The 24,359-nt window shown below is 39.4% G+C and carries 20 protein-coding genes; 17 read left to right on the top strand and 3 right to left on the bottom strand.

Going from position 1 to position 24,359, the window contains the following annotated elements; genetic code table 11:
- Positions 1-441: 441 nt before the first annotated feature.
- The 17 genes from RM347_RS30630 (at position 442) to RM347_RS30550 (ending at position 21,736) form a co-directional block, all read left to right on the top strand.
- Positions 442-2,166, top strand: a complete 1,725-nt coding sequence (locus tag RM347_RS30630) for a DUF4091 domain-containing protein (protein ID WP_322717740.1) — start codon at positions 442-444, stop codon at positions 2,164-2,166.
- Positions 2,167-2,349: 183 nt separating this feature from the next.
- A complete protein-coding gene (locus tag RM347_RS30625) occupies positions 2,350-4,500 on the top strand; it encodes a PAS domain-containing sensor histidine kinase (protein ID WP_322717739.1) in 2,151 nt (716 codons plus the stop codon).
- A gap of 362 nt (positions 4,501-4,862) precedes the next feature.
- Positions 4,863-5,471, top strand: coding sequence for a hypothetical protein (locus RM347_RS30620; RefSeq protein WP_322717738.1), 609 nt, complete (start codon positions 4,863-4,865; stop codon positions 5,469-5,471).
- Between the two features lie 106 nt (positions 5,472-5,577).
- A complete protein-coding gene (locus RM347_RS30615; RefSeq protein ID WP_322717737.1) occupies positions 5,578-7,362 on the top strand; it encodes an OmpA family protein in 1,785 nt (594 codons plus the stop codon).
- A gap of 17 nt (positions 7,363-7,379) precedes the next feature.
- Positions 7,380-7,877, top strand: a complete 498-nt coding sequence (locus RM347_RS30610; RefSeq protein WP_322717741.1) for a Rab family GTPase — start codon at positions 7,380-7,382, stop codon at positions 7,875-7,877.
- A complete protein-coding gene (locus RM347_RS30605) occupies positions 7,878-8,276 on the top strand; it encodes a hypothetical protein (RefSeq protein WP_322717736.1) in 399 nt (132 codons plus the stop codon).
- Positions 8,277-8,318: 42 nt separating this feature from the next.
- Positions 8,319-9,443, top strand: coding sequence for a sensor histidine kinase (locus RM347_RS30600; RefSeq protein ID WP_322717735.1), 1,125 nt, complete (start codon positions 8,319-8,321; stop codon positions 9,441-9,443).
- Positions 9,444-9,950: 507 nt separating this feature from the next.
- On the top strand, positions 9,951-11,231 hold the full coding sequence (locus tag RM347_RS30595) for a nucleotide sugar dehydrogenase (RefSeq protein ID WP_322717734.1): 1,281 nt from the start codon (positions 9,951-9,953) through the stop codon (positions 11,229-11,231).
- Between the two features lie 10 nt (positions 11,232-11,241).
- Positions 11,242-12,285 (top strand): NAD-dependent epimerase, encoded by a 1,044-nt coding sequence (locus RM347_RS30590; protein WP_322717733.1) that lies wholly within the window; start codon positions 11,242-11,244, stop codon positions 12,283-12,285.
- A 40-nt stretch (positions 12,286-12,325) separates the two neighbouring features.
- Entirely contained in the window at positions 12,326-13,501 is a 1,176-nt protein-coding gene (locus RM347_RS30585; protein WP_322717732.1) for a glycosyltransferase family 4 protein, read from the top strand.
- A 44-nt stretch (positions 13,502-13,545) separates the two neighbouring features.
- Positions 13,546-14,202, top strand: coding sequence for a sugar transferase (locus tag RM347_RS30580; RefSeq protein WP_322717731.1), 657 nt, complete (start codon positions 13,546-13,548; stop codon positions 14,200-14,202).
- Positions 14,203-14,242: 40 nt separating this feature from the next.
- A complete protein-coding gene (locus tag RM347_RS30575) occupies positions 14,243-15,103 on the top strand; it encodes a hypothetical protein (RefSeq protein WP_322717730.1) in 861 nt (286 codons plus the stop codon).
- A gap of 44 nt (positions 15,104-15,147) precedes the next feature.
- The gene (locus RM347_RS30570) at positions 15,148-16,221 is read left to right on the top strand and encodes a GNAT family N-acetyltransferase (RefSeq protein WP_322717729.1); all 1,074 of its coding nucleotides are present in this window, start codon (positions 15,148-15,150) and stop codon (positions 16,219-16,221) included.
- A 22-nt stretch (positions 16,222-16,243) separates the two neighbouring features.
- Positions 16,244-17,779: a Rieske 2Fe-2S domain-containing protein gene (locus RM347_RS30565; RefSeq protein ID WP_322717728.1), complete on the top strand. Its 1,536-nt coding sequence runs from the start codon at positions 16,244-16,246 to the stop codon at positions 17,777-17,779.
- 9 nt (positions 17,780-17,788) lie between these two features.
- Complete coding sequence (locus RM347_RS30560; RefSeq protein ID WP_322717727.1) at positions 17,789-18,976, top strand: DegT/DnrJ/EryC1/StrS family aminotransferase; 1,188 nt, start codon at positions 17,789-17,791, stop codon at positions 18,974-18,976.
- Between the two features lie 80 nt (positions 18,977-19,056).
- Positions 19,057-21,231 carry a GumC family protein gene (locus RM347_RS30555; protein ID WP_322717726.1) on the top strand — a complete coding sequence of 725 codons (2,175 nt, stop codon included), beginning with the start codon at positions 19,057-19,059 and terminating at the stop codon, positions 21,229-21,231.
- A 1-nt stretch (position 21,232) separates the two neighbouring features.
- Positions 21,233-21,736: a hypothetical protein gene (locus tag RM347_RS30550; RefSeq protein WP_322717725.1), complete on the top strand. Its 504-nt coding sequence runs from the start codon at positions 21,233-21,235 to the stop codon at positions 21,734-21,736.
- A gap of 26 nt (positions 21,737-21,762) precedes the next feature.
- Here RM347_RS30550 and RM347_RS30545 read toward each other — a convergent pair whose 3' ends face one another.
- The 3 genes from RM347_RS30545 to RM347_RS30535 all read right to left on the bottom strand — a co-directional run bounded on the left by RM347_RS30545 (position 21,763) and on the right by RM347_RS30535 (position 23,997).
- Complete coding sequence (locus tag RM347_RS30545; RefSeq protein WP_322717724.1) at positions 21,763-22,725, bottom strand: DMT family transporter; 963 nt, start codon at positions 22,723-22,725, stop codon at positions 21,763-21,765.
- A 232-nt stretch (positions 22,726-22,957) separates the two neighbouring features.
- Positions 22,958-23,656, bottom strand: coding sequence for a DUF6745 domain-containing protein (locus RM347_RS30540; RefSeq protein ID WP_322717723.1), 699 nt, complete (start codon positions 23,654-23,656; stop codon positions 22,958-22,960).
- On the bottom strand, positions 23,656-23,997 hold the full coding sequence (locus tag RM347_RS30535) for a hypothetical protein (RefSeq protein WP_322717722.1): 342 nt from the start codon (positions 23,995-23,997) through the stop codon (positions 23,656-23,658). Before RM347_RS30535 ends, RM347_RS30540 begins: the two co-directional genes overlap by 1 nt.
- Between the last annotated feature and the right edge of the window lie 362 nt (positions 23,998-24,359).

Below are 24,359 nucleotides of genomic sequence, written 5' to 3'. Positions count from 1 at the left end.
ATCCATTTATGAGCTAGAACTTAAGCCCTGTAAGACATAATTCTCACTTACTAGGTCAAAATGAGCGAACGTCCAGTCAAAAGCCTACTTTTCTCGTGGCTTTCATGACGCGATCGCAGTTTCTATGTAATCCGTCAAAACCTTGCCTCATAAGCATTTAGGATTTGCGGACAAGTCTATTGCACGATTCTCAATAAACAGCGCTTTTAAACCCAGAGGTACGTAAAGTAAGCACAGAGGTATGTGGAGTTTTTATCAAGAGAATTCGCTATTAATTAATAAAATGCTGTATTATTACAGCATTTCATTTTTAAGTGAAGTACAAAATGCAGGATTCACGCATCGAATATAAAGAGTTTCTACTTCCCGCCTCCAAACCCATAGTTTTGTACTTCATGCAAAATAAAACTACTGTAAATGTTTCAATCAGGAGAATTTGAAATGTCTCTTTTTCACACAAAAACAAGGTTTATAAACAGATTAAAACTTCTCATCTGGATGCTAGGTACAGTATTGACTTTATTTGCTTGTTCAAGCATCGGTCTTTTAGCAAACAACTCATCCTTACCTGATCATCCCTTTGTATGGGTGGCTTCAAATTTAGAAAGAATAAAGCGAGAAGACCCACCAAAAAGTAAAACTCGCATTGATTTGTACGCTGCGCGTGGGGAATATGAACCTTTTCAGATAGGAATCCGGGCACCTAATAATGGTCTTACAAACGTCAACGTTTCAGTCTCGGACTTGTCTGGACCAAACAATCAGTTAATCTCTAATAAGAACATCACACTCTACCGAGAACATTACGTTCACGTTACTCATTCCAGTCCTAACGAGAAAGGCAGTAGTAATCCACCTTTAGGTACTGGATGGTATGCCGATGGACTAATTCCGTTTGTTAATCCTGAAAACCAAGCAGATATTAAAGGTGCTGAATTAGACGCAGTTCCATTCAACCTCAAAGCTAGGAATAACCAACCAATTTGGGTAGACATATTTGTACCTCGCGACGCACAAGCCGGTCAATATCAGGGCACTTTCACTGTTAGCAGTGACCAAGGAGTCGTTACAGGCAAAATCAACCTTAAAGTTTGGAATTTTGAATTACCTATAAAACCATCACTCAATTCTGAGTTCACATTCTATGAACATCAAGATAAAAGCGATATGGTAGAGCTTCTCAAACATAAGTTAATGCCTGACGCCCATTTTAATCCAGCAGATGAACCTGAATTAATGAAACATTGGGGACTCCGTTCTCGGAGTCTTCCCTTCTGGAGCGGGGCTAACGTCAGTACTTGCAAAATGGCTCCAGCCCCTTCTCTTAAGAAGATTAGAACTACTGCCGCTAAACATGAATCTGGTCTATTTCTCTACGCTAGATATGCCGATGAAATTGATAATTGCCCAAATCTGATTAAACCTGTGAAGCAATGGGCGCGAAATTTTCATCAAGCTGGAATAGCAACTGCCTTAGCAATGACTCCTATACCCGCGCTTTATGATGATGGTTCCGGAACTGGACGTTCCGCTGTAGATATCTGGGTAGTATTGCCGGAATCATATCATGAGGCTCCAAAACGAATATCTGAGGTTCTGCAAAAAGGAGACAAAGTTTGGTCTTACAATGCTTTGGTACAAGATGGCTACTCTCCTAAATGGCAGATAGACTTTGAGCCAATAAACTACAGAATTCACCCAGGCTTTATTAGCCAGAGCCTAGGACTGACGGGGATTATATACTGGCGAGTTGACCTATGGACAAAAGAACCCTGGAAGGATGTTCAAACTTATTCCCAGAAGAAAGACTATTATCCTGGTGAAGGGATGTTGTTCTATCCTGGCAAACAGGTAGGTTTAAAAGGAGTTGTCCCTTCTATGAGACTCAAGTGGTTGAGAGAAGGGGTAGAAGATTACGAATATCTCGAAATCCTCAAAAGTCGCGTGGGCGTAGCCCGCACTTCTCTACGAGAAGCTGCGCCAACGACATGGTTTGACTCCGCTCACCAGCCGCTCAGTGACCATCGTAGACATCGCCAAGAATGGGGGCTTCGATTAGCTCGGCGTGTCGGTCTTGACTGGAAGAACTGGACGCGGGATATAAATTTGCTTGAATCAGTCCGGCGACAGTTGGGTGAGGAAATAGAGAGGCTCTCTTCTCAATAAGCATCTTGAGAAATTTGTAATTTCTTGTCCCCTTTCTAGAACTCAATTAAGAAGGGTGATATGTTGGTCACACAAGCTAAAAAATTAGAGTTTTTATTTTGGGAAAGATGAATGTTACATTATTTAAACGATAGGGAACCCTAGATTTAAGAACCAAACAAATCTATTAGTCAGTTAGACAGGATGAACTTTCAACAGCAAGGCATTCAATCCGGTAATAATTTTTATGTCAACCAGGTGCTAAAACTTGATAAAGCCAGTACAAACGATCAAGAAATTGGGCAGCAATTAGCAGAGCAAGATTTGAAACAATTGCAAGATAAATTGTTCTTACTTATAGAACGTAATCCTTTGCCGATTATTGAGTGGAATACAGCTTTTGAAGTAATAGAATGGAATCCTGCTGCTGAACAACTCTTTGGATACAGTAAAAGTGAAGTACTCGGTTGCCATATCGCAGAAATAATTGTGCCAGAAAGTAATAGACCACAGATTAGGAAAATAATGGAGCTATTACTTGAGGAGAAAGTGGAAGGTAACAATCTTTATAAGAATCTTACAAAGCATGGAAAAGTTGTTATTTGTGAATGGTGCCATACTCCTATAGCTAACCTGGATGGCGAGGTAATTAGTATTGTCTCAACAGTGCAGGATATTACAAAAGTAAAGTCTTTTGAAACCGCCCTGCGCGAAAACGAAAAGATTTATCAGCAAGTCCTTGATGCAATTACTGATATGGTATTGGTTAAAGGTGCTAAATCTCGGATTGTTTGGGCAAATAAGGCATTCCGTGATTATTACGGCATGAGTGACGAACAACTTCAAGATATGATTGATGCACCCTTCAGCGAACCTGACCATACCCTGCAATACATCAAAGATGATACTTACGTATTTAAAACTGGACAGACCCTAGAAATTCCGCAAGAGCCAGTAACTCGCTACGATGGCGAAGTACGCCTGTTTCATACAATCAAATCTGCGATCCGTAACGAACAAGGTCAAGTCATAATGACTGTTGGCGTATGTCGTGATACTAGTGAGCAGAAACAAGCTCAGAAAGAACAGGCAAAGTTGTTGGCAATTCTAGAGGCAGCACCAGACTTTATCAGCACTGCTGACTTAACTGGGCGGGTTCTTTACTTTAATCAAGCAGCCCGCAAAATGTTAGGAATTGGGGAAGAAGAAGCCCTTAAGGGGAGAAATTTAACCCAAAATCATCCTAAATGGGCAAATGACCTGATCTTAAATCAAGGGTTACCAGAATCAGTTCGAGTTGGTGATTGGGTTGGAGAAACGGCTCTTTTAAAAGCAGATGGACGAGAAATTCCCATATCCCAACTGATCATTGCTCACAAATCACCTGACGGAGAGGTTGAGTATTTCTCAACGATCGCAAGAGATATCAGTGAACTTAAAGTTGTTGAAGAAACCTTACGGCAAAAAGCGCAAGATTTAGAGCAAACCCTTAAAGAACTCCAATACACCCAAGCTCATCTGATCCAAAGTGAAAAAATGTCCTCTGTCGGTCAATTAGTTGCTGGAGTTGCTCACGAAATCAATAACCCTACGAGCTTTATCTATAGCAACATTGAGCCTGCTAACGAATACATTCACGATTTGCTCGTTTTAATTGGGCTTTACCAAGAACATTATCCCAATCCCGTAAGGGTCGTTCAAGAACAAATAGAAGCGATTGACCTAGAATTTTTAATGGCGGATCTGCCCAAGTTACTCTCGTCAATGAAAATGGGGGCAGACCGGATTAAACAAATCGTTCTTTCATTGCGAAATTTCTCCCGTATGGATGAAGCGGAATCCAAAGCCGTGGATATTCACTTGGGTATTGACAGCACTTTAGTAATTTTAGAACATCGCCTCAAGGCACAACATAACCGTCCAGCAATTGAAATCATCAAGGAATATGGCGAGCTACCTTTAGTAGAATGCTATGCAGGGCAGCTCAATCAAGTTTTTATGAACATTCTAGTTAATGCTTTAGATGCACTAGAACAACGAGATACAAAGCGCTCTATTGAACAGATGCGACAAACACCCAGTGATATACGTATTTATACTCAAATTTCTCATAACGAACAGGTCGTGATTCGGTTCGTTGATAATGGCCCAGGAATACCAGAGAATGTACTAAAAAGATTGTTTGATCCCTTCTTTACAACTAAGCCAGTAGGGATAGGTACAGGGTTAGGGTTATCAATTAGCTATCAGATTATAGTAGACAAGCATCAAGGAAAACTTACGTGTTTATCTATACCAGAACAAGGGGCTGAGTTTCAAATTGAGATTCCTATTAGCTTGGCTTCAGGAGACTGAGAAGAGAATAATTCAGCTACTATTGTCTATTTAAGATTGATACAAAAGTCACCTAAGTATTGGTGGCTTTTTTCGCTACTATGGAATTCCGGTTTGAATTTTGAATTCTGTGTAGCAGGTACTACTAGATTCAGCTTTGTATGTATCGGTTCGCTTTTTCATCTAAAATAGAATACTGATAAAAACCACTATCTATGGTTCCAATGATTGAAATAAATTTAGATATTTTATTATCTATCTAAGTAAATATAATACTTTTGTCTTTAAAAATACTTTAATTTTTTCACTAAGTCTAAGCTCTATAATATATGGTATCAAAACTAACAGACAAACCAAATTTTAGTTTTAAAAGGAATTAAAATATGAATCCACCGGAAGACTACATCAATAATAATTCATTAGAAGTAGAAAAATGGGAATCGAATCCAGAAATTAATAAAATGCAATTTAGTAGTAATCCTCTTGGCGAAAATAGCAATTTAGATAAAGTTAGAGAAATTCTTTTTGGCAATCAAATCCGAGATGTTGAGAAAAGGTTTACCCGCTTAGAAGAATATCTAGTTAAAGAATTAGGTAACATGCGAGATGAAACCAGAAAACGTCTAGATGCCTTAGAAATTTATATTAAACAAGAAGTTGATTCTTTAACAGATCGGCTAAAAAACGAGCAGGCAGAACGTGATGTTCAGGTGAAAGGAGTTGCTGAAGAAAGTAAAAGCATGATTACATCTTTGGAAAAAAAGATTACTCAATTTGATCAACAAAGTACTAATAGTCAACGAGAGTTGCACGAGCAGATTCTCAATCAATCTAAAAGCTTACAAGATGATATTCAGCAAAAATCTCAGGAAATCCTAGCTTTACTGCAACGGGAAGCTCAAGAACTTCGCAGGGATAAAACTGATCGTTCTAATCTTGCCGCTATCTTTACAGAGTTAGCTATCCGGCTGAACGCAGAAAACAAGTCTTGAGCTAAGAGTTAAAAAGTACAAAGTTGATTGTTTCCCCATCAGCACAGCTCTCCTGTTTACAACAGAATGCTACTTCAGAACAATTGTGAATTGGGGGATTTTGGTAATGAGTGACTATTCGACAAATCCAATAGCGAAAGCATCCTCTGAAGGTTTGAACAGCAACAGCCAAATCTCCGAAGTCAACGATGAACTAACTATACTCCGTAGTTTGCTATTGGATATTGAGCCGACTAAACTTCAAAAACTTTACGAGCGATTAGAGAACCCTCAAATTCAACCAGAAGATATTAGCCATATGCTTCCAGAAGCTGTTATTTTGCGGTCAAAGCAAGATAAACAACTTGGAGAAGTAATGGTATCAACTGTTGAAGAAGCCATTCAAGCTTCTGTTAAACAAGACTACAATGTGCTTGCAGATGCATTATTTCCAGTTATTGGGCCAGCTACTCGCAAGGCGATTTCCACGGCTCTTGAGGAAATGATGCAATCTATGAATCAAACTCTGGAACACAGCTTGTCTCCACAGAGCTTTAAGTGGAGACTAGAAGCGAAACGCACAGGAAAATCATTTGCGGAAATTGTGCTGTTACGGACGTTAGTTTATCGAGTGGAGCAAATATTTCTAATTCATAAAAACTCTGGATTATTGCTTCAACATTTAGTAACAACGCAGGTAGCAGTTCAAGATCCAGATTTAGTAGCTGCTATGTTGACAGCTATCCAGGATTTTGTCCAAGATTCGTTCAGCGTTCAAAAAGGAGATGGGATAAAAAGTTTACGCTTTGGAGAACTGACGATTTGGATTGAACAGGGGCCGCAGGCGTTAGTAGCAGCGATGATTCGGGGAAATCCTCCCCAAGAATTAAGGTTAGTTTTGCAAGATGCAATAGAAAAAATTCACCTGAAGCTCAGTAGAGAAATTAAAAATTTTACAGGGGAGACAGAAGCATTTCAGGTAAGTAGGCCTTATCTAGAAACTTGTCTGGTAGTTCAGTATAAATCTGCGGGTAAAAAAAATTATACCTATGCCTGGGCTTTCTTGGGTGCGATCGCGATCGCTTGTAGCACTTGGGGCTTTTTTACTATTAGAGAGCAACTCCGTTGGCAAGCCTATCTTCAAAAACTCAACTCTCAGCCAGGAATTGTTGTGATTAACTCCAAGCAAGCTTTTGGAAAATATTTTATTTCGGGAATGCGCGATCCCTTAGCAGTAGATCCCAATACACTAATAGAACCAACAAATATTAATCCCAAAGTAGTAATTAGTCAGTGGAAACCTTATCTTTCTTTGGAGCCAGAATTTACCACCAAAAGAGTTGAACAATTGTTAAATCCTCCACAAACTGTATCACTAAAAGTTGATAATAACGGTATTCTTAATGCCACTGGTTATGCACCACGTAAATGGATTTTAGAAGCACGTAAATTATGGCATTTTATTCCTGGCATCACCAAATTTCAAGGCAACAATCTTGTGGAAATAGAACTTAGCCAATTAGAATTATCCAAAAAACAAATAGAGCAAAAAATATTGTTTTTTTCAGAAGGAACAACTGAGCTTATACCTGGTGAAGTTGACAAGCTACCTAATTTAGTTCGATCAATCACCAAATATTTAGATATTGCTAAGTATTTGGGTAAGAATGTACAAATTCAAATAATTGGACATACCAATAGCGCTGGAACAGGACGAAAAAATCAGCTACTTAGTCAAGCCCGCGCTAATAAAATTTTATCTTATTTAAAATCTCAAGGAATCAATACAAGCCAATTTAAAATCCTAAGTGTAAGTTATAGCCTAACTTTCCAGCCAAAAGTAACACCAGAATCTAAAAAATTTAATCGGAGAGTATCTTTCAAAGTATTCATGACTAATCCTTCTAAATAAAGCTATATCAATTTATGATTATCCAGAAAAAAGTTTGTATGATAGGTGCATTTGCCACAGGTAAAACTAGTTTAGTAGCGAGGTTTATCCACAGTATTTTTTCTGAGAAATACCATACGACTGTGGGTGTAAAAATCGATAAAAAAACTATAGATATTCAAGACAGTAAATTAAATCTTATCCTTTGGGATCTCTATGGAGAAGATGAATTTCAAAAATTACGAATGTCTTATTTACGAGGTTCGGCTGGTTATTTATTAGTCGTAGACGGTACTAGACATGATACTTTAGAAAAAGCTTTTGATTTACAAACCAAAGTAGAAGATACGATTGGTCAAGTTCCCTTTATTTTGGTTATGAACAAATGGGATATAACGGATGAATGGGAAATTGAATCTACTGAGATAGATGATGTTATACAGAAGGGTTGGACTGTGATTAAAACAAGTGCTAAAAATGGAGTGGGTGTAGAACAAGTTTTTCAAACCCTTGCTAAAAAAATATTGGATTACTAAATGTTAGATATCCCCGCTTCTGTGATTACCTATCTTGTAAATTTTATAACAGCAGAGCGTTCTCTTGCCTATCTGTTGGTTAATAAAAATGGTAGCCTTTTGGCTTGGGGTGGCAAGTTAGCAGAATATGGAATTACTAACCTCCGCAAAGGAGAAAATGCAAAAGAGCAAGTTTTTTTTCTGGAAGGGTTACTACCTTTAGATCATACTTCCCTATTTCTACCATTCATCCAAACAGCGTATGGCAGTTGTGTAGATGTTCATATATTCTCGACGGAGGAAGGAGATTGGGTATTGCTGTTAGATAGTAGCTATGATAAAAGTTACCTTTTTGCTATTCAACAAAAAGCTAATGATTTTAGCCTAATACAGAAAAAATTAAATAGAAAATTAAATTAGGAACTTAGAGTAAAAATTAATTTAGTATAACAGATTTAACTCATGAATACATCTATTACAAATGATATTCTCACCGCTTTAGACATCCTAGCATTAGAGCAAATTAATCCAGGTTTATTTAAAATTATTGGTAATGTACCTGATCGCTTAAATCAATTTTTTCGTGAAAAAATAACATCAGGGATGAATATATCAATACCGCAGGAAGAGTTTTCTTTTTTAAAGAATTTTTTAATTGATGCCGAAGAATTTTGGACAAGCAATAATGGTAAAAAACTGAGTTCAGGTTTATGGACTGAAATAGATGCAACTGGACAAGAATATCAATTTGAAGCTTATGCAATTTCTTTGGATAATAGAAAAATTTTATTGATCGAGGCTTTAGAAGATTCTTATCAAGAACAGCAGTATCTTCTCCAAAAAGCTAGAGAATATCAATTAATTTATCAGCAGTTGCTCAAGGATAATCAAAAAAAAGATGTTTTAGTCCATTGTCTTATCCATGATATAGCAGTGGAATTAAGTGCTATAAATTGCTGTTTTGCACTGCTAGAATATGAGAACTTAACACCCAAAGGAAAAGAGTACTTAGAAACGGGTATAAAGCAATGTCTAAAACAAGAGATGCTAATTAAGGATATTCTAGACGCTTTCTCTGATGAAGTACTATTACCAGAAAATTCTCCTATCGGCATTGAGCAAGTACCCAATATATTAACTTCCATACAAGATGTAATTGAGTTTTTAAAGCCTAATTTTGCCCTGAATAATATCCAATTACAGCTTGCTAACAACACTGACAGGACAATAGATTGGTCAGTTATTGGAGATAAATCTCATTTAGATAGAGTGATTTCTAATCTAGTAGAAAATGCATATCGTTACAGTGTACCAGATTCTACTGTGACTATTGGTTTACAACTGGATGGGGAATATGTTTTAGTTACTGTAGATGATCGGGGTTTGGGTGTACCGCCAGAAATGGTAAAAAATTTATTTCAAAAGTTTTCCCAAGGCAAAGATAAATCAGGGAGAGCCGGTCTGGGTCTTTACTTTTGCAGAATCACACTTGAACGTTGGGGAGGTATAATTGGTTATTTACCTCGTCCTGAGGGTGGTTCTAGATTTTGGTTCCGCTTGCCAAGGCCAGCATCAGTGATGAGTTAAGAATTATCCCATCTGTAAAAAATTTAGAGATGAATATTGGGATAAAAAAGCTTGCTGATACTGCATTATAATAATCATAATTATTTTTTGAAGGATTGACTGAATTTTTTTGATCGTCCCTTATGTAATTCTATTTTCCGAAATACCTGATACAGATGTAGAGGTGTACTGTTGTACACGCATACAGCCTATTCATGTGTTGCAAAGATTTTTGAAAATGGTATAAGTAGATAAACCAGGAAAAATCTCAGAAGTAAAAATAACTACAGGTAGACAATTAAATAGATGCGGTTATGTCTTTTTATTTGTAGAAGCTGCGCCAAGTTGGCATGACTCAAATAAAAAAGTGCTACAAAATTGAGGTAGAAATCAATAGGATTGCTGTATTACCTGATTGCAAGTTTGAAATTGCACAAATGAGGATTATTTACATTCTCAAAATATTTATCTTTTTGATAAATGACAATAGCCAAAGTTCGTATATTCAAAATATATTTGTGTTGAGATATGAGCAACCGGATTGCAGTTATTGGTCTTGGCTACGTTGGTCTACCTGTTGCCTTGGCATTTGCTAAAAAGTTTCCTTACACTATTGGATTTGATATCAATTTAGAGAAAGTTAAAAGTTTAAAGCAAGGCAGCGATCGCACAGGCCAAATCTCCACCGATGAGTTAATAAATTCTAGCCTAATTATCACTTCAGACCTTTACGATCTAGTAGACACAAACTTTTTTGTGATTGCTGTACCAACCCCAGTTGACCGCAACCATAACCCCGATCTCACCTTGCTGATTAAAGCCTCCGAACTCGTCGGTAAAGTGCTACAACCTGGAGCGATCGTGGTGTACGAATCTACAGTCTATCCTGGGGTGACAGAGGATATCTGCGGAGCAACTTTGGCAAAGGTATCAGGCTTAAAGTTGGGTGTTGATTTCAAGCTGGGCTATTCTCCAGAACGGATTAATCCGGGTGACAAGGCTCATACATTAGAAAAGATTGTCAAAGTCGTAGCTGGGGAAGATGCCGAGACTCTGGAACGAGTTGCAAGTGTTTACACAGCCATTATTGATGCGGGTGTCTATCGTACCTCCTCAATTAAAGTAGCTGAGGCTGCCAAAGTCATTGAGAACACCCAGCGAGACTTAAACATTGCTTTAATGAACGAACTGGCGCTAATATGCGATCGCATCGGTATCCGTACCCACGATGTTTTGGCAGCAGCAAACACCAAATGGAACTTTTTGCCATTCACCCCAGGACTTGTTGGTGGTCACTGTATTGGAATTGACCCCTACTATCTAACTACCAAAGCAGAAGAACTGGGATACCATCCCGAAGTCATCCTAGCTGGTCGTCGGATTAACGACAGTATGGGTACTTACCTCGGTCAGCGTTTTGTCAAACTCTTAGTTGAAGCTAACCTGTCGATTAAAGGAGCGCGGGTAGGAATTCTCGGTCTCACCTTTAAGGAAAACGTACCCGACATCCGCAATAGTCGCATACCAGATATCGTGGCAGAATTGCAGCAATTTGGCATTGAACCGCTCTTACACGATCCTCTGGTAGATCCCGATGAAGCACAACAGGAATATGGGATTGATTTAGTCGATTGGCATAACCTTTCTGATTTAGATGGGGTAATACTTGCAGTCAGTCATCAAGCTTACTTAGATATGCCTTGCGAACAACTTTTTAACTGTTTGCGTCCAGGTGGAGTGCTGATGGATATCAAGTCCATTTTTAGCCAAGCTACACTACCACCCCATATTCATTATTGGAGCTTATAGGGAAAATATCATGGTCAAGGTTTTAGTCACTGGTGCTGCTGGTTTTATTGGTTTTCACCTCAGCCAACGCCTATTAACCAGAGGTGACGAGGTTGTTGGTCTAGATAACCTAAATGATTACTACGATGTCCTGCTGAAAAAAGACCGTTTAGCTCAACTAGAGGAAAATTTAGGTTTTAGTTTTTATAGACTGGACTTGGCAGACTCAGTAACTATAGCTAAACTGTTTGCCGAACAACGCTTTGATGTGGTGGTCAATTTAGCAGCCCAAGCTGGCGTCCGATACTCCATCAAGAACCCTCACGCGTATGTAGACAGTAACTTAGTGGGCTTTATTAATATTTTGGAAGGTTGTCGCCATTCAGGCGTTCAACACTTGGTATTTGCCTCTTCTAGTTCTGTTTACGGTGCTAATACTAAAACACCCTTTTCTGTTCACGACAATGTAGACCATCCAGTTAGTTTATACGCTGTTACCAAAAAAGCTAACGAGTTAATGGCTCATAGTTACAGCCATCTATATGGTTTACCAACAACTGGACTCCGCTTCTTTACTGTCTATGGGCCGTGGGGTCGTCCAGATATGGCGCTGTTTTTATTCACTAAGGCAATTTTAGCAAAGCAGCCGATTGATGTGTTTAATTACGGTAGGATGCAACGAGATTTTACATATATTGATGACATCGTAGAGGGTATTATCCGGGTGATGGATAAAATCCCTGAGCCAAATATCGCCTGGTCAGGAGATGCACCCGATCCAGGAACGAGTAAAGCTGCTTATAAGATTTACAACATAGGTAACAATCAACCAGTTGAATTAATGCGCTTTATAGAAGTGCTGGAAGACTGTTTGGGGATAAAAGCACAAAAGAATTTGCTACCTTTGCAACCTGGTGATGTCCCCGTTACCTATGCAGATGTTGATGATCTAGTCAAGGATATAGGCTTTAGACCTAGCACGCCTATTGAGGTGGGAATTGAACGTTTTGTAGCTTGGTATTGTTCTTATTATCAGAACACAGGGCGGAATTTAGCACTGCTGAAGACGGGCTAAAAGTTCACTATAAAAGAGCTTTATGCAAAACAAAAATATAATGAAAATACTGCATATTTGTGCAATTGGAGGTACTGCTCAGACACTTTTACGACCTCAAATTGATTACTTATTGTCGCAGAATCTATCGGTTGAAATAGCTTGCTCTCCAGGTGCAGAGGTTGAAGAATTACAACAACAAGGATACATAGTTCATCCAATTAAAATTGACCGTCAGATATCTCCTATTTTGAATTTGAGAAGTATTTATCAACTGACGCAATTAATTCAAAAGAATCAGTACGACCTTGTTCACGTACATACTCCAATTGCTGCTGTCTTGGGTCGCATTGCAGCGAAACTGGCTGGTGTTAAACGAATTGTTTACACTGCTCACGGTTTTCCATTTCACGATCAGTCTTCACCTAGTCAATATCGTTTTTATTTTATTGTTGAGAAACTTGCTGCTTTCATAACCGATCTGATCCTTACCCAAAATTATGAAGATATTGCCACAGCGAAAAAATTAGGTCTTTGTTCGCCGGACAAAATATGCTATTTGGGTAACGGTGTAGACATTGATCATTTCCAGCGCGTAGGCGTAACCCGTCGTAGACATCGCCTCAATTCTAATAATCAAAACCTATTACGAAAATCATTGGGGATTCCTGATAGTAGAGACTTGATTATTGGCACAATTGGACGTATAACCCGGAAAAAAGGGAGTGGATATTTGATTGAAGCCGCTGCCAAATTACTCCCTCATTTTCCTAATTTACAAGTTCTGGTAATAGGTTCTCAACTCAGTAGCGATCCTGAACCTTTCCATACAAAACTGATAGAAAAAATTCACTCTCTAGGAATTGAGCAACATGTTACTTTGACAGGTGAACGTCAAGATATACCAGAACTTTTAGGGTTGTTAGATATCTTTGTGCTGCCTACATTCACTCATGAAGGATTACCCCGATCTATCCTAGAAGCAATGTCAATGGGTTTACCAATTGTTACTACAGATATTCGCGGCTGTCGAGAAGCTGTAATTAATGGAAAAACTGGTTTAATTGTGCCACCTCAAAATAGTGAAAAGTTAGCTGAGGCTTTAGAAACTCTATTGTCTAACTATGAATTACGACAAATTTATGGTCAAGCTAGCCGTGAGCGGGTCGAAGTTGAATATGATGAAGAATTAGTTTTTGAACGACTTAATAAGTACTATCAAGACTTAGGAGTTTAAGGAAAAAGAGAGACAAAAATATTTTAAAAGTGAAGGATGTATCTATGAATGGTAACAATTTTCAGGGCGTTGATTTAAAAAGGTACAGCAGATTAATCAAATCTATATTAGATAGAGTTGTGGCAGCGATCGCTTTAATTTTTCTTTTTCCTTTACTCATGAGTGTAGCGATCGCTATTTATTTTCGTATGGGTTACCCAGTTATTTTTACCCAACCCCGCCCCGGTAAAAATGCTCATATTTTTAACTTTTACAAATTCCGTACTATGACCAATGAGCGGGATACTGAAGGCAATCTTCTTACTGATGAAAAACGCCTCACAGCCTTTGGTAAATTCCTGCGTCAAACTAGTCTTGATGAACTTCCTCAACTTTGGAATGTCTTGAAAGGAGACATGAGTTTTGTTGGCCCTCGCCCATTATTAGTAAAGTATCTTGACCGCTATACTCCTCAACAAGCACGTCGCCATGAAGTGAAGCCGGGTATTACTGGCTGGGCACAAGTTAATGGTCGCCGCACATTGGATCAATTTTGGAATAAAAAATTTCAGTTGGATGTTTGGTATATCGATAATTGGAATCTATGGCTTGACCTGAAAATTTTGTTTATGACTCTATGGCAAGTAATGCAACGAAAGAGCATCACCCAGAAAGGTCACGTTACATCGGAAGAATTCAAAGGTCAACTTCATGAACAATAGCGATTTTCCTAAGCAATAAAAGTATAGAAACTAAAGAAACATGAGTTTTCAACAGATACAAGATGTATCCGCAACAGTATTAACCTCAATGACGGAAGAAGAATGTGCAGATTGGCACCGCAAACGGGGAACGCATGTTATTCGCCATTGCGATCGCTATTGGAAAGAGACAGTTCGGGGTTTCTATCAACCGCTTCATTGGTTGGCTCGTTTGAGTGCTGAAGAAGCACACTCTCCAACCCTACTATCTTGGGGATTCCAAACAACATTATGTGAGGTTGATGCAACCATTGCTAACGCCTCAATGCCGATTCACTGGTTACCAAACCTGGAAAACTATGATCTCCAAAGTGTGACAGCAAATCGCCGAAATCATCTCCGGAGGTGTTACAAGCGAGTAAATATTGTGCAGTTAAACGAACTCACGCTGTTGCAAGAGCAGGGATATGAAGTCTTTTTGTCGGCATTAAAGCGAACAGCTTATCGTCAGATACCTTCAAAAAAAGACTATCTGACAGGACTTGCTGATTATGTCGCCCCTGAACGGGGGTTGATTCTTGCAGGTCTTAACGGTACACAGCTTTGCGGTTATCTTACAGGATACGCCGTCAACGGTATTGCTTACATTGATGAAGTATTTATCGCTACTGAGGCATTGTCTACCTACATTGGTACAGGATTGCTATTTGAATTTGCACAGGTCTGTCGCCGATCTGGGTTAATTCGTGAGCTTGTCAACGGTTTGCATTCTCGTGAAGATGAAAAACTCTGTATTTTCAAAGAAGGAATGGGTTTTCAGGTAAAGCATATCCCTGCAAAGGTGCAGATAAACCCCATCATTGAGCAATTTATCCACTGGCGATATCCACATAAATATTATCGCCTTGTCGGGCATGACTAAATAATTTGTAATTAGTAGTTCGTAATTCGTAATTAATTTTAAAGATGGATATTCAAGTAATTGATTTAGCTAACCCTTTGTGGTTAAAAACACTGCAAAAGCTCAGTTATGATGTTTATCATTTGCCTGAATATGTATATTTAGAGTCGCAAAGAACCCAATCGATACCAGAGGCGATTTTGATGGTCGATGGTGAAAAAATCTTTTTTTTACCTTATTTGCTGCGCCGTTGTGATGATTTATTTGATGGCGAGTTCGCAATTCCAGAAGTCTTTGATGTTGTCTCGCCTAATGGTTATGCTGGATTTCTATTAAGTGAAGCAGCGGCTAACACACCTGATTTTTTAAATTTGGCACTTGAAAAGCTAAAATCTGTATTCTTCTCCAAGAGCGTGTGTTCAGCATTCTTACGCCTGCATCCAATACTCAATCAAAATTTTAATGAAGTTTTAGCCTCTAAATTTTGTCAAGTATCAGGAGAAACTATATCTATCGACTTAAGTCTTTCAACAATGGAAATATGGCAGCAAACACGACCAGAACATCGCACTTATATAAATAGGTGCAAACGGGATGGATTTACTGCAAAAATGGTTAAGTTTGAGGATTATATAGATCAATTTATTGATATATATACTGAAACAATGGAGCGTGTAGAAGCTAAAAAATATTTTCATTTTGATTATAAATATTTTGCTTCTCTAGCAAATCTGAATGAAAATATTCACTTGTGTATTCTAGAGTTAAATAATCAAGTTGCCTGTGCTGGAATATTTACTGAATGCTGTGAAATAGTTCAATACCATCTAGGAGGAACAAAAAACGAGTTCCTAAAACAAGCTCCTAGTAAATTAATGTTTGATTACGTTAGATTTTGGGCTAAAGAACGTGGAAATAAATTTTTGCATTTGGGCGGTGGTGTTGGTGCAGCTAAAGATAGTCTCTACAATTTCAAAGCGGGTTTTTCTAAACAAAGACATCCTTTATTGACACTGCGCTTAATTACAGACGAAGCAAAATATATTCATTTAGTTGAATTGCAAGCAAAATCTTTAAAAACTGAACCACAAACTCTACTTAAATCACATTTTTTCCCTGCCTATCGTTCTCTGAATTGAGGAAAACTACAAACAAACATTTATGAAAATTACTTCTCTTGGTCATGCAGGTCTGAAGGTGGAAACTAAAAGTTCTACGGTACTTGTCGATCCGTGGCTGTCTCCAGAAGGAGCATTTCTGGCGTCATGGTTCCAGTATCCAGATAATCAACATTTAATGACATCTGCATTGCTGCAACCAACTGCGATCGCTTTATCTCATGAGCATTTAGATCACGTTGATCCTTGGTTTCTCGCCCAAGTGCCAAAACAGGTACCCATTATTATCCCTCGCTATCCCTCGCCAGTGTTACGAAGAAAAATCGCCTCTGCTGGGTTAAAGGCGATTATTGAGCTTCCAGAGTGGGAATCAATCCACTTGGGACAAGAAACTAGTTTATTTTTCGTGTCGGAAGAGTCACCAATGAACCACGATTCAGCGGTGGTAATTGTTGGTGATGGAGAGACACTACTTAACCTCAACGATGCGCGATTGACGATCGCCCAACTTCGCAACATCTCCACCAAAGTCGGTGGCGGAATTGATGTGTTAGCACTACAAGGAGCAGGAGCTTCTTGGTATCCCATCTGCTATGAGTACCCTGAAGAACGGAAAAGAGAACTTTCTCACTCCAAGCGTATGGCTAAGTTCAGCTACTTGGAGCGTGCGATCGCATCTGTCAAACCAGTAAACATTATCCCCTTTGCGGGGCCGCCTTGTTTCCTCGATCCAGAACTGGCTTGGGTAAATGACGAGATGGAAGCCGGAATTTTTCCCGATCAGCAGCAGGTTGTAGACTGGCTGTCAAACAAAGAAATCAAGAACGGACTTGTGTTGTTACCAGGAGACGCCTTTAATGTTAGCGACCAGCTAAAAGAGGCTGACCCAATGTGGGCTGATTTTTCGTTTAGCGATCGCCAATCATATTTGCAAAAGTACGCCCAGACAAGAACTGACCAAATTGCAGCATTCAAAGCTAGTTATCCTGAACCTGACAACTCTATTTGGGAGGCATTTCGAGAATATTTTCAGCGCCTGTTGGCCATAAGTCCTTACTTCAATCACAAGATTGGTATGAGAGTTGGCTTCGATATTACAGGAGTAGGCGGCGGAAAATGGGCAGTGGATTTTCGGCCGGGTTGTGAAGGCGTGTACGACGAGATGGGAGAGTGCAGCTACAGATATCGTTTTGCATCAAGATGGTTAACACCACTTTTGAACGGTTCCTTAGCTTGGGAAGACTTTTTTCTTTCTCTGCGATTTCAAGTATGGCGGAATCCAGATATTTATAATGACCATCTTCTAGGACTGCTGAAATTCGCCTGTCGTCAGGCGCTAGAAGCAGTAGAGGATTACGAAGATTCAATGGATTCTCAAGAGCAGATCGCGATTCGCCATGAAGAACATACTTATTTAGTACAACGCTATTGTCCCCATGCAGGTGTTGACTTGCTGGAAGTTGGAGAGGTGTTACCTGGAGGGATTTTGCGGTGTCTCAGCCATCACTACGAATTTGATTTAGAAACAGGCAAATGCCTCAACGGAAAATGCAAGTTACTCGATAGCAAACGGATTTAGGTAATGCGGATGAATAAACCAATTCTCCTTTCAACGCCCCACATGGGCGATCGCGAACTAGAATTTGTCAAAGAAGCTTTTGAAACTAACTGGATTGCTCCCGTTGGTCCCCATGTTGATGCTTTCGAGCAAGAATTTTGTCAAGTAACTGGCGCTGGTCATGCTGTTGCTGTTAGTTCTGGTACAGCGGCTCTGCATTTAGCTTTGCGATTAGTTGGTGTTGAGCCTGGGGATGAAGTTTTTTGCTCTACTTTAACGTTTATTGCTAGTGCTAATCCAATTATTTATTTAGGGGCAAAACCAGTTTTTATTGATAGCGATCGCACTTCTTGGAACATGAATCCTGAACTATTAGCAGAAGCGTTAAATTGCCGCGCCCGACAAGGTAAATTACCTAAAGCTGTTGTGGTTGTACATTTGTATGGACAAAGTGCAGATATTGACCCAATCCTAAAAGCTTGTAATCAGTATGATGTTCCCTTAATTGAAGATGCTGCTGAAGCTTTAGGAGCTAGTTATAAAGGGTGTGCTTTAGGAACTTTCGGACACATTGGTATTTACTCCTTTAATGGTAATAAAATTATTACTACCTCTGGTGGTGGGATGTTAGTTTCTGATAATTTAGAGTTAGTAAGCAGAGCCAATTTTTTAGCAACCCAAGCACGCGATCGCGCTTCCCATTACCAACACTCGGAGATTGGTTACAACTATCGATTAAGTAATATTTTAGCTGGGATTGGTCGCGGTCAGTTGTGTGTTTTGAATGAACGAGTGGCAGCTAGGCGACGTAACTTTGAAATTTACTACCATGCCTTGAAAAACCTGCCAGGGATAGAATTTATGCCGGAGGCTAATTATGGATGTGCTACTCGCTGGCTAACTTGCTTAACAATAAATCCTGAAGCTTTTGGTGCAAATCGAGAACAAATTCGTCTAGCACTTCTTGAACAGCAAATTGAATCTCGTCCCGTCTGGAAACCTTTACACCTCCAGCCTATTTTTGCTGAATGTGAATGTTTTGGTGGTGCAGTAGCAGAAGATTTATTTACCTATGGTCTTTGCTTGCCTTCTGGGTCTAATCTCACAAACGAAGATTTAGAAATCGTAATTACTGAAATCAAAACAGTTCATCATAAAACTCAAAAAAATCGCAATTCTGTGTTCATGTTTCCTGAAAAAGTTTATCTGGCAACTTAATTTTTATTTCAGATACGGACATTGTGAGTGATTCAATATTTGATAAATTTAACAAGAATTAAAAAAGCTGTAATTATTTTATGACAATACAAGAATCTTCTGGAACATTTGATAAGCAATTACAAGTTATAAAGCGCCGTTGGATTCCTGCTTTAGGTGTTTTTGTTTGTGTATTCATAATTTTACAGGTAGCTACATTTTTTAAGAAACCTTATTTCTTAGCAGAAGGAAAGCTAAAATTTCAAAGAATAAATACTACTTCTTCCCTAACTGGACTAGGAACAGAAATGGGGAAATTAGAGCCACTAGTAGATGATAAAAGTAACCCCCTAAATACAGAGGCAGAAGTTATCCGTTCTGTCCCAGTTGTAAAAAATACTATAAATAGACTTAACCTGAAAGACAATAAAAAAGTACATTTGACAACCAAAGAGTTTCTGCAAATGCTCACAGTAAAGGAAGTTAAGGGAGCAGACGTTCTAAGTATTTCCTATAAGGATAAAAATCCACAAATAGCTGCACAAGTTGTTAATACTCTGATAGATGTCTATTTAGAATACAATATATCTGCTCATAGAAATCAAGCAGCAACTGCTCGCAAGTTTATAGAAAAACAATTGCCAAATGCGGAATTAGTTGTTCGACAAGCAGAAGCAGAATTAGCAGGGTTTAAAGAAAAGCACAAAATTGTTTCTCTGCAAGAAGAAGCGACTAAAGCACTGGAAGTCATTACAGTATTACAACAGCAAATTAGTGAAGCTCAATCTAGATTTGCCGATGCTGAAGCACAAACTCAAGGAATCCGCAAACAATTGGGTATGAACTCCCAGCAAGCAGTAGTTATGACTTCCCTTAGCCAAACTTCAGGAGTACAAGATATTCTGAAAGAAATCCAACAGCTAGAATCACAACTAGCAGCTAGGCGTACTGTTTTGCAGGACAACCATCCGCAAATTATCGATTTGGTATACAAATTACAATCTTTAAATGGACTATTACAACAAAGGATACAAAACGTTGTAGGGACAAATTCATCACAGCTAAATAGTAACTTTCAATTAGGAGAATTACAACAGCAACTTTCTGCAAGACTTGTGGAATTAGAGTCAAACCGTCTGGGTTTAGCAAGCCAAATCACTACTTTATCTGGTTTACAAGCTGCTTATAAACAACGCTTGAACAATCTACCGAGATTGGAACAACAACAGCGCCAGTTTGAACGTAAAGTGCAAGCCGCCCAATCTACCTATTCACTGTTACTACAAAAGCTGCAAGAAAGCCGAATAGCAGAAAATCAAAATTTAGGTAATGCCAGCATGATATCCGAAGCTGAAATACCGGAAGAGTCAATTTCGTCTCCAATGTTTTTGTATTTGAGTACAGGCTTATTGGCTAGTTTTGCAGCTTTAGCAACTGTGTATCTTTTGGAGAAAGTAGATAAATCAATTAAAAATGTTGAGCAGGCAAAAGAATTATTGAACTTTACTTTATTAGGGATTATTCCTGATTTAAACAATTCTAAAAAATATATTCGCGGCAATGAAGAACTGGAGCTATATAGCAAAAGGCTTGTAGTTCGAGATATGCCGCGATCGCCCATTAATGAAGCTTACCGAATGTTGCGGGCAAATCTGAAGTTTATGAGTGCTGATAAAGAACTAAAAGTGATAGTTGTTACTAGTTCTGTACCCAGAGAAGGCAAATCAACAGTAGCGGCTAATTTAGCTTTAATCATGGCTCAAATGGAGCGGAAAGTTTTACTGATAGATGCAGATATGCGTCGTCCTGTTCAGCATAAAATCTGGGAACTGATTAATAATCAAGGACTAAGCAATTTGATTGTTGGGCAAGGTGAAGTTAGGACAGCTATCAAACAAGTAATGGATAATTTATATGTCCTCACTTCTGGAGTTACACCTCCTAATCCAGGTTCTCTTCTCGACTCGAAAAAAATGGCTGCATTAATTCAAACTTTGTCAGTCTATTATGACTTCGTAATTATTGATTCTCCATCATTAAACGTTGCTGCGGATGCTGCTACTCTCGGTCAAATGGCTGATGGTGTTTTATTTGTCGTTCGTCCAGGGGTAGTTGATTCCGTTAGTGCGAGTATTGCGAAGGAGCTTTTAGAAAAATCTGGTCAGAATGTCCTAGGACAGGTAGTAAATGGAGTGATTTCCCAGCCTGAACGCTACAGTTACTACTACTCAACTGAGGAAAATAACCTTCAGAAAACTGTTGAGGTTAGGAGTTGATATGGGCAATACAGATGCGAGTTTTCTCATTAATGATCCACAACAAAGTATCAGTAACTTAGCTTTTAGTGATTTTTCTATTAAAAACAAATTAGTTACTAATTTTAGTTTTATATCCAGTAAACAAGATAAAAGTAATGATGACCAATTAAACTTTACATCCAGCTATCCCACGATTGTGAACATTATAGCTACAAAAATGTATGCGTCCCAATTTGGAGAAATAGGGGAGTTTGTCATCACTCGTACTGGTGATACGACTCAAGACTTAATAGTGAAGTACACCATTCATGGAACAGCTGAGAATGGAGTGGATTATCAATCAATTGCTAACTTTGTGACCATTACGGCTGGAGCGAGTGAGGTAGCAATTCTAATTCAACCTCAAAAAAGCGATTACGAAGGATCGAGAACAGTCTTGTTAACTTTGGATAATTTGTACAATAGCATCCAATATATGCTTGGAGCAAACATTCATGCAGTTGTGAATATTCTTAATTCGTGAATATAAAGAATATTGCACGCTACTTTTTAACTCTTAATTTTGAGCGATTTAACAAAGCCTTCTCCACTAAGTAATGCGATCCCCAATGTGACAACACCAATCCCTACGCTCTGAGTCACGTTTAAAGTTTCGCTAATCGTTATCCATGCAACTAGCGCTGTTAATGCTGGACTACTAGAGCCGAGCATAGAGGCGGTAGTTGCGCCAACCATCCGAATCCCCAGATTGTTCAGAGTGTGTCCGATAAAGCTGACCAAACCCGAAAAGATGCTACCAATCCACAGGGGTGTCCAGTCAAGTTGGTCACTGGGAGTTGGCCAGAACAGTAAACTAACACCGGAGAGTAACAGGGTAGAGGCAAAACTGATCCAGGTAAAGGGAATTGGATGGAATTTTTCCAAGCATTTTTGAGCGATGACACAATAAAAGGCATAAACGATCCCAGCACTAAAGCTAGCGAAAATGCCGATCGCAATTAGATGACTGCTGTCGTTGGCAGAAGATTGGGGAATAGTGAGAACACTTCCCACAAGAATAATGCCCATCACCAGCCAACGGAAAAGTGTGGGGCTATCGCCAAAAAACTTCCAGGATAACAGCGCCGTAAACACGGGATAGGTGAAGAAAAGAGTCATGGCAATTCCAGTTGGAATCAAGCCAATAGCAATGTAGAGCGCAGCAATATACACAAACATCAGCACCCCGCAGCCAACTGCTTGGAGCAAAACATCCTTGCGTTTGTGAGTGAACAGGTCTTTAAATTCTTTAAGAGCAGATGGATATAGCTTAAATGCTAGAGATGCCATGAGTGGAACCACGAGTAGCATTCGCATGAACATCAGCAAGAATGAATTCTGCAAATCTGGTTTAACGTATCCACCTAGTAAAAATAAACCCAGTACGAGATGTTCGGAAAACAAAACTCGGACAGTAACGTTGTGAAACGATAAAACAAAGGAGGATAGAAGAACTGTCAGGATACCTAACACAATAAAAAGTTTCCTTGGAGACGACTTGATTCTATTACTGAAATCACTGGACTAATAAACCAGATCAAGTTTGAGGGAATCAAAGCCGTCGCTGAAAAACCACTCTTTTGAGTAGTGAATGAAAATCACTCCGCTGTTTGTGCAGTCAACTCTTGTCCCGCCTCGGAAGAACCAGCTTGCGCGATCGCACAATTATCGCCTCTACTTCGTCGGACAAGGCCTGTCCATGACATTACGCCTCGATCGCAGGGTGATAATCATCTGGATTATTAAAGCCTGCAATCCAGGCTGCTGCTTGATGGCAACTTTGCATGTCAGGAGGAACGCGCAGGATATGAATATGTCCTGTGGATGGACAAGTGACTTTCAAGACCATAAGTGGCTCGTCATCCTCAAAAGGGATGTAGACTAGTTGACGTTCTCCACCAGCGTCTCGATCGCGATCGCGGATCAACCCTCCCACTTGCTGCAAAAATGTCTCGTATCCCAGACGTTCAATCAGCACGCGGCGCAACTCAACATTCTCTATATTGAAGATATCTTGCCCAGTTAGAGACTGGGATTCAAAGGCAATCTTATCGTTTACCTGCACGCCTCGCCAACGCAAAACAAAACCATGCCCCGCAGATAGACTGGTAATCCCACTTCCGGCCAACTCGATCCAATAAGTGACGTGAAGGCCTTTGGGAAGGGTAGTGAGGTTTACACAGTCGCTGATATCAATACTTTCACAGGTTAGATTTTCGGGTAGATTGTAAAGATCCAACGCACCGCTTAAATCCAGATGACCCAAAACGCGCATACCATCGCAGGCGCGATGCTCAAGGATGAGTTTTCGAGCAAGTTCAGCCGATACAGGCTCGTGACTTTCCTCTGGGCGCTGCAAAACTTGTTTATTCGGTACACGTCCCTTCGACATCATCTTGAGCATTAGTCCATCACCTCTACGTAAGCATCAGGGCGATATTCACGTTGTCTCCAGACGCGGTAAAGCCCTTGGGGTAATTCAATCGCCCGATGTTCTTCATGAACTAAAGTGGCAGTTGGTTCTTTAACCTCAAGAAAAAGGTCACTACCATGTACCCACAACTGAACAGCATTGGATTGCTGAATGCGATGGCTGTGTCCTGTGATTTCACCATGAGCGAGAGTAGTACCTACACGCCTTTGAGCACCGACAGGTAAGTTAGCAATACGCCCGATCAGAACGTCGCCATGTCTGTAGAGAACACTACCTTGGTTAGCTTGGGAGTTGTTGCTGTCGTTAAACATGTTTTCATCATAACAATTTTGACATACTCCCCCGAATTGAATTCGGGGGATTCTAGGCTCAAACAGCGATTGCAGTCTCCGACCGTCTTATGTCGCCTAACCCAACCAGTAAAAATAAAGGTAAGTCTAATGTTTCCCAACTGTGAAATTGTTTGACAGTCCAGATGAGGATTTGATTGTTGGCATTTCTGGTGCTGCTTCTTCCACGCAACCGGGAAATTAGATCGTGTCCGCTTAAAGACTTATTGTTTAGGCTGACACGGAGATATGGCGACGCAGGAACGCAAAGAGATTTTTCCGTTTGAATCTAATTCATGGTATTGCATAAATAACGAACTTATGCTATAAGAACTTTTCGTATA

The sequence above is a fragment of the Nostoc sp. ChiQUE02 genome, assembly GCF_034531305.2.
GTDB lineage: Bacteria > Cyanobacteriota > Cyanobacteriia > Cyanobacteriales > Nostocaceae > Nostoc.
The sequence above is the reverse complement of the archived record's forward strand: the minus strand, read 5'-3'. Positions and strand labels throughout refer to the sequence as shown.